This is a genomic window from Leptospira ognonensis, from assembly GCF_004770745.1.
GTDB lineage: Bacteria > Spirochaetota > Leptospiria > Leptospirales > Leptospiraceae > Leptospira_A > Leptospira_A ognonensis.
Genome location: NZ_RQGD01000016.1, coordinates 1 through 7,006, shown reverse-complemented (window position 1 = coordinate 7,006; position 7,006 = coordinate 1). Strand labels below are relative to the sequence as shown.

Sequence of the window (7,006 nt, the reverse complement as noted above, 5' to 3'; positions counted from 1 at the left end):
GCAAGAAGGCGCGCCGACGCTAACGCCTACTCCGTAGGCTCAGCTACGGACAACGTCGTGTAGCCTAGTTCGTTATGCGCCATGACTTAAAAAATATTTTAAAAAATTAGTTCTTTAAATTTCTATATATAATTCAAAAATAAAAGTTTCGAACACAATTTCACGATTCCTTTGATCCCCGCTTTAGAAAATTTCTCATATTGGAGTAATAACATTGTTTATTCTTTTCTGGAAAAATGCATTTAAGGTTTTTGGTAGTTCGGCTCTAATGAACTCTATTAAGAATCAGAAAATTAAGAAATTAAAGCCGTTCGAATCTAAAGTTTCAGGTTTAATTTTATACATTGACATTCGGTCTATAGAAATAGATGAACAAAATTTAAATTCTTTGTCATTAATCAAAATAAAGAATGCCTATTTGGATGTAGTCTTTAATGAAATTTTCTTGCGCAAGGGAAATGTAATCGATATCATAGGAGATTCTGTAATTTCTACTTGGGATTCTGGAATAAATGGTATTAAAGATGCTCTGCAATCAACTCAGGAAATTAAATTAAAATTCGAAGATTCTAACGGATTAATAAGCTCTGGAATTCGAATCGAACCTTCTTTTGCAATCAACTATGGCGATTTCTATTTGGCTGCTATTGGTAATTCAAAACGACTTAAATATACTGCCTTAGGCTCGAATATAAACTTGACCTCACGCCTTTCAGCAAGTAATTCATTATACAATGTTGAGACTATTGTTTCAAAATCATTTAAAGAATTGGCAGATTCGATATCAATTTTTCGGCAAATTGATACAATATATATAAAGGGAAGAAAAGAACCGGAAGAGATTTTCGAATTTCTTGGTTTTAAGTAAGCAAATCGTCACGGCGCATAACTGCGGCTGACACGCTACGCTCGGGACTGTCGCCCTCGCTCGGCCTACGGCACATTGTCCTCCGTCACGCTTCTTGCGACGCAAGAAGGCGCGCCGACGCTAACGCCTCTTTCGAGGCTCAGCTACGGACAACGTCGTGTAGCCTAGTTCGTTATACGAAATTTGAGGAAAACATAATGAAGGTAAAAAATATTTTTGAAGAAGAAGTTTTTTATAGCACCGTCAGAGTAGCAATAAATACAAGTCAAGGTGCATCAATTGGCACAGGTTTTATTGCCGAAATCTATTTGGGCGATAAAAACAATAACAAATTAACCTTACTCATTTCGAATAAACACGTATTCCATGATCCAGCAAATCATATTTTTTTAAATTTTCATAAACTCGATCCAGACGATGGTGGACCTTTACTCGGAGAATTCGTTTCAATCGAACAGCAGGATTTTTCTCATGTTTATTGGAGTCATCCCAATCCCAATATTGATCTAGCTTGTATTAATATTTCATCTCTAACACATAGAAATGACATTCATTTTAAAAATATACCTACAAGTATGTTTGCAACCTTTGATGAGGACGATTTGATACCTGGGGCAAGCATTTGGTTTGTTGGATATCCTGAGAATAGATTTGATGTAATAAATAATCTACCTCTACTTCGAAGGGGCTATATTTCTAGTGTTCCCAGGTTTGATTTCAATGGAGAAAAGCAATTTATAGTTGACGCTCAAGTATATCCCGGTTCAAGCGGAAGTCCTTGTTTTGCATTTGTAAACGGATCTTATAAATTGCTTGGAATAGTAACTGCAACAATGATTAAGCATGAAATGCTTCAATCTCTTCCTTCTAATTCCAACCTAGGAATACATCAAACTCTAGGTTTAGGAATAGTTTTAAAAACTACATTACTCGAAGAACTTTTTTCACTTGTCAGAAATGATACTGTACAAAAGTACAATCTATCGTAATTAGAATCGAAAAAACCTCAAACTTCGTATAACGAACTAGGCTACACGACGTTGTCCGTAGCTGAGCCTACGGAGTAGGCGTTAGCGTCGGCACGCCTTCTTGCCAAGCAAGAAACGTGACGGAGGACAATGTGCCTTTAGGCCGAGCGAGGGCGCAAGTCCCGAGCGTAGCGTGTCAGCCGCAGTTATGCGAAGCTTTTTCAAGTTTTGATTGATTTTAATTTTTTGGAAATAATTACAATATGCTTATCAATTCTGTTATCATTATTTTTATAATCCAATTGATAAAGTTTCTCAATTCTAAAGTTGTTTGCGACGAGAAGATTGGAAATTTCCTCCATGTTATGATAGAAAAAGAAGAGTATTCTATTATCTTTTCCTTTTTTTATGCCAGAATTAATTGGATCCCCCTCAACAAAGCTTAGATAGAGAATTCCATTTGGTTCTAATGATTGGTTTAGTTTCGGAATCAGGTTAGTGATTTCTCTAATGGATAAGTAAGGTAAACAAAAACCAGCGATAATCCCTCTATAATTATTTGATAAGGAATTATAGTTCCTTATATCCGACACAGTAAACTTGCAGGAGGGATTGTTTTTTTTTGCTAAATCAATCATCGATGGCGCAATATCAGTTCCCTCAATCTGCAGATCGTTTCTTTTATTCCAAATGTAATTTGTTATATTTCCCGGACCGCATCCTATTTCCAGAACATTTGCATGGGGCGTTAATTCCTTGCAGAAAAAATCATAGGTTTCATTATAAAGAGGAAAATTCATAAACTTCTGTTCGTATATTTCGGCTATTTCATTCCAAGTATTGTATGTTTCTACAAAATCGTCCATTGAACTATTGGTTTATTTTAATTATCTATCTGTAAATTAAATTAGTATTTCTTAAAAACAAATCTAGTTTTCTTTTGATTTCGCGGTTAAACTCAGGCTTTGGTTGACCTTTCCGAACGGATAGCCTAGATCGTTGAAATAATCTCCAACCTTGCGATCTCATATAGAACCCTGAAGGAAATATGAAAAGTCTATCTGCGTCAGGTAAAAACTATCTTTATTAATTAAGATTTATTTGTATCTAGGTTTATAACTAACATTATGTTACTATAAACCAAAATCGCCGGAAAGGTTTATTATTTAGATCCGTTTTCGGTTCACTCAATATTTATGTGATTATCAAACCAAAGTCGCGAAATTATAATTTTAGGGAATTTGAAGGGCGACAGTTCTGAGCGGAGTTTATCAGTCCCAATTATGCGCGGATCAAATTTTACCAACTTTAAATTTTTTTAAAATTCAAAATAAGACAGAAACTGGATTAACATAATTTATTTGAACATAAATAAAGAATAATGTATATAAATATTAAATAAACGAAAAATTATTTAATAATATTAACTTATTATTAAGAAAATTCACTTAAAGTTTAAAATTAATTATTCTTATATTTCACAGATAATTTATTTCTCTGCTGGTTCCCAGAGTTCAATTGCATTTCCCTCTGGATCGTGTACTCTTGCAAAAATTCCTATTTCTGGCATAGAGTTCCATTCTTCTCTTTCTTCCACTTCTACACCATTTTTTTTTAATTCTTCTATGAATGATTTTAGATTTGAAACGCGAAAATTAATCATCCACATTTTATCTTTGGAGAAATAGTCTGTATTTTTTGAAAATGGTTCAAATACAGTTGGTCCTGACTCTTGCTGCCAGACCATATTCTGAATATCTATGCCTAAGGTCTCTATATACCAGCTCTTTAAGTTTTCAGGATTTTCCGCACGGAAGAAAAATCCACCGATACCGTTAATATGTTTACTCATAGTTATCAATTCTTTTAAAAGTAAAAATAATAATCAATTTAAATATTTAACATTTATCTTCTCGGAAAACGGATCTTTTTATTGGACAGTTATGATTATTTATCGCAAGAATGGATTTTGTTTCATTCCGTGTATTGACTTATCTATAAAAAAAATCGGTATGACTTCAAGAGATAGGTAACCGTTATGCGGCAAGAGAAGGGTAACGCTTTTTGGTAAGCTTTCTTGGTTTATGATCTTTGTATGAATCTAGGTCAGAAATAAGCAAGAAGAAATCATTGTCTATAACACCTAATTTATTATTAGCAAACCAGATGGAGTATGTATCTCCCTCTTTTTTAATACCAACATTGAACCCATTGAACGGATTACCGATCAAGATGAGATGACCAAGCCAATTGATGTAACCTCTGTCATTTACATGTCTCTGTTTGAATCCAAATGGATAAGTGAGTAAGAGATCAGCATTAGGATCAAAAAGTCTTTCTGACTTCACATAGATTTGTTCCGGCGTTTTCATGTTAAGAGACTCATGCGGTCTCTCTCTGTTAAATTCGATTGTCCATTTATCGAATAGTTTTTGGAAGAGAGTGATGTTCCCCACGATCTCATGTTGTAGTTCTCGAGCCATATCTTTGTGCATTCTTTCATGAGCACCATTCTGGTAAGGTTTCCCCAGTTCAATTCGATCGAGCTTAATACCTAGCGAGAGCCACCAAACAGAAAGCTTCGTGAGTCCAAGTAAAGATTGCATAGAAGCAAAAGGAGGTCCATTGTCGGACCGTATGATCTCAGGAAGCCCGTAGATCTTAAATAACCTAATGAATTCGGCTTTAACGGAGGGAATGTCCCCTTCGGAAAGAGTCTTGATAGAGAGAATGTATTTGGAATAATCGTCTCTGATCGTGAGAGGATTCACTTTCTCAGAATCAGCGGTATACCACCATCCTTTGAAGTCTACAGTCCAAATGTGGTTAGGTTGAGTAGACTTTTCTGGTAGAGAAATCCTTTCTCCAAAATGTTTTACTCTCTTTCTCTTCTTAGGTAAAGTAAGCCCTGCTTTTTTGAAGATACGATCAAGTGTTGATTTGTCTGGAGGTTTTACATCCGAAAACTTTCTCTTGTAAAGTTCGAGAATCTTCTTCGATCCCCAAAACTTCTTTTTGTTCCTGAGCTTAATGAGCTCAAGAACAACATCTTCCGGAATTTTCTTAGGCGAGTTCTTGGGAGTTCTCTTCTTATCTAGAAGACCTGCCTTTCCCTCGCTTAAAAACCTTTCTTTCCATTTGTATCCACACTTGGTAGATATGCCGTATTTTGCACAGAGCTGAGAGAAATTGACGCCTTTCTCAAAGCTCGCCATAACGAAATCTAATCTTAAATCCACGACCTGATTCTCCTTCTAAGGCATCCCCATAGTCCTCCTAAAAAGGTGTTCTATGGGATGAGAAACCAGAAAGTGTTACCTATGTCTTGCTACAAAACTGTTACCCATGTCCTGAGTCATACATTTAGGTCATTACGCATAACGAACTAGCATTAACGACGTTGTCCGTAGCTGAGCCTTCGGAGAAGGCGTTAGCGTCAGCGCGACTTCTTGCAGAGCAAGAAGCGTGTCAGCCGCAGTTATGCGAAGTTACCAATTTTATTGCTGATTTTTTTGCCATTTCTGATCCGAGTAATCTTTTTTATCAATCTTTTTAAGATTGTAAAGACAACTTGTGAAAGAAGTTAGTAAAATTAAGATTATAACAATTATTTTCATTTGAATTCCTTTAAATAAATATCTGAGATTTCTGGAATAACTTTTAGAATGAATTTTTCTAAATTATAAATTAGTGAAGCATGCAAAAAGCTTGGGTTATTAAAAAAAGGCATATTCAGTTCATCTATAGATTTAAACCTTCGAGAGAAAGATTTTTTAGAATTGGAAATAGTGATATTTACATCTATCACAGATACATTTCCAATTGCGAATATTCCTGGTTCAGTTTCCAGAAAAATTTGATTAACAACTAATCTAATCTCAGGATACTTAGGGTTTTTAGAATTGAGAATAAGAAACCCGGCATTTTGTAGTTCATTTGTAATAACGGATTTAATAAGATCGGGCCCTTTTGGATCTAAATAAATGTAACCTAATTCAATACCTAATTGACTTTTAAAAATTCCATCAATAAATAATCCATCCGGAAATGAGTCTGGATGATCATTGGATTCGCCGATAAAAATGGGTAAGTCTTTGATTGCAGAATTTGACTTAGAATAGTTTGTTTTAACATTTTGTTTTATAGTTACATCTCCGCATTTTAGGAACGAAAATCCTAACAATAAAATTGTGAATAAATTTTTTAGTTTCAAGTTTATTTCCTTTTCTTATTTTTTTTGGTAATTTCGTTTAATGAACTAGGCTATACGACGTTGTCCGTAGCTGAGCGTGTCAACCGCAGTCATGCGGAGTATTGGCTATTTTACGAAGACGTATTTAGGTTCAAGTAATTTTAATATTTTCTTATCCAACGTCCAAATTCGTAAGTTTTTCTGTCTCGTTTCATTGATTAAAATTGAATCAATGATTCCAATACCTTTATCTAAATGTTTGTCTTCTAATGAAAGTTTCCCTGCTAGAATGAGGGATCCATTTGAAACAATGTTGCTTAAACTTTCCCAATATTATAAAATGAAATTTAATTCAGACTTATTTTTGCAACCCTGTAATAGTTCACCAAAGACAACTTCATGAGCTAAGATATCAGATGATTCTATCAACTCTTTTAATTTTTTAAAATAGGGTTCATTTCCTCGGAAGAATTCAATCCAAATTGATGTATCAACTAAAATCATCTGGTTCTTTTAATTTTTCTAACTTTCTCAGCTGAATAGCCATCCGCAAACTGTAAAGGTAGTTTTTCCAATTTTTCATTGAGCTTTTTAACTTTTGCTAGTTTTAACCATTCAGATAAGGCTTTTTGAAGAGAATCAGTAATGTTTTTTCCATCTGTATATTTTTGAATTTCGAGCACCAATTCATCAGGTAGTATCGCAGTTACTTTCATACGATCAATGATACGATTTGCCTTCGTATATTTCAAAGTATATATTTCTATTTTTTCTAATCTAATATTAATTTTAATTTAAGTTTTGCAAACATTTCGCATAACAAACAAGAATTACCGAAGTTCCCCGCCCCTGAGTCCCAACGGGACGTTAGGGACTGGCATGTAGCTTGCGAATGCAAGGCGAATGCCAGAAGGGGAATTTGCCGTAGGCCGAGCGAGGGCTTGTCCCGAAGCGTAGCGTTAAGTCGCTGTTATGCGC

7 protein-coding genes and 1 pseudogene are annotated in these 7,006 nt (G+C 34.7%); 2 read left to right on the top strand and 6 right to left on the bottom strand.

Annotated elements, in window-relative coordinates:
• Positions 1 to 268 precede the first annotated feature (268 nt).
• Positions 269 to 868, top strand: a complete 600-nt coding sequence (locus EHQ58_RS05205) for an adenylate/guanylate cyclase domain-containing protein (protein ID WP_135622822.1) — start codon at positions 269 to 271, stop codon at positions 866 to 868.
• 197 nt (positions 869 to 1,065) lie between these two features.
• Positions 1,066 to 1,857 carry a S1 family peptidase gene (locus tag EHQ58_RS05200; RefSeq protein ID WP_135622821.1) on the top strand — a complete coding sequence of 264 codons (792 nt, stop codon included), beginning with the start codon at positions 1,066 to 1,068 and terminating at the stop codon, positions 1,855 to 1,857.
• 200 nt (positions 1,858 to 2,057) lie between these two features.
• Here EHQ58_RS05200 and EHQ58_RS05195 read toward each other — a convergent pair whose 3' ends face one another.
• The 6 genes and pseudogenes from EHQ58_RS05195 to EHQ58_RS05170 form a co-directional block, all read right to left on the bottom strand.
• The gene (locus EHQ58_RS05195) at positions 2,058 to 2,702 is read right to left on the bottom strand and encodes a class I SAM-dependent methyltransferase (RefSeq protein ID WP_135622820.1); all 645 of its coding nucleotides are present in this window, start codon (positions 2,700 to 2,702) and stop codon (positions 2,058 to 2,060) included.
• A 623-nt stretch (positions 2,703 to 3,325) separates the two neighbouring features.
• Positions 3,326 to 3,688 carry a VOC family protein gene (locus EHQ58_RS05190; protein WP_135622819.1) on the bottom strand — a complete coding sequence of 121 codons (363 nt, stop codon included), beginning with the start codon at positions 3,686 to 3,688 and terminating at the stop codon, positions 3,326 to 3,328.
• Positions 3,689 to 3,872: 184 nt separating this feature from the next.
• Positions 3,873 to 5,075: an integrase core domain-containing protein gene (locus EHQ58_RS05185; RefSeq protein WP_135622818.1), complete on the bottom strand. Its 1,203-nt coding sequence runs from the start codon at positions 5,073 to 5,075 to the stop codon at positions 3,873 to 3,875.
• Between the two features lie 374 nt (positions 5,076 to 5,449).
• On the bottom strand, positions 5,450 to 6,049 hold the full coding sequence (locus EHQ58_RS05180) for a YajG family lipoprotein (RefSeq protein ID WP_167883542.1): 600 nt from the start codon (positions 6,047 to 6,049) through the stop codon (positions 5,450 to 5,452).
• Positions 6,050 to 6,154: 105 nt separating this feature from the next.
• A pseudogene (locus EHQ58_RS05175) lies at positions 6,155 to 6,532 on the bottom strand (PIN domain-containing protein).
• On the bottom strand, positions 6,529 to 6,744 hold the full coding sequence (locus tag EHQ58_RS05170) for a DUF2191 domain-containing protein (protein WP_135622823.1): 216 nt from the start codon (positions 6,742 to 6,744) through the stop codon (positions 6,529 to 6,531). The pseudogene EHQ58_RS05175 and the gene EHQ58_RS05170 overlap by 4 nt, the downstream one beginning before the upstream one ends.
• Positions 6,745 to 7,006 lie beyond the last annotated feature (262 nt).

Bases quoted from the DNA above. Each gene is read 5' to 3' on its own strand.
- EHQ58_RS05205 (WP_135622822.1), top strand. From the start codon at position 269: ATGAACTCTATTAAGAATCAGAAAATTAAGAAATTAAAGCCGTTCGAA.
- EHQ58_RS05200 (WP_135622821.1), top strand. From the start codon at position 1,066: ATGAAGGTAAAAAATATTTTTGAAGAAGAAGTTTTTTATAGCACCGTC.
- EHQ58_RS05195 (WP_135622820.1), bottom strand. From the start codon at position 2,702: ATGGACGATTTTGTAGAAACATACAATACTTGGAATGAAATAGCCGAA.
- EHQ58_RS05190 (WP_135622819.1), bottom strand. From the start codon at position 3,688: ATGAGTAAACATATTAACGGTATCGGTGGATTTTTCTTCCGTGCGGAA.
- EHQ58_RS05170 (WP_135622823.1), bottom strand. From the start codon at position 6,744: ATGAAAGTAACTGCGATACTACCTGATGAATTGGTGCTCGAAATTCAA.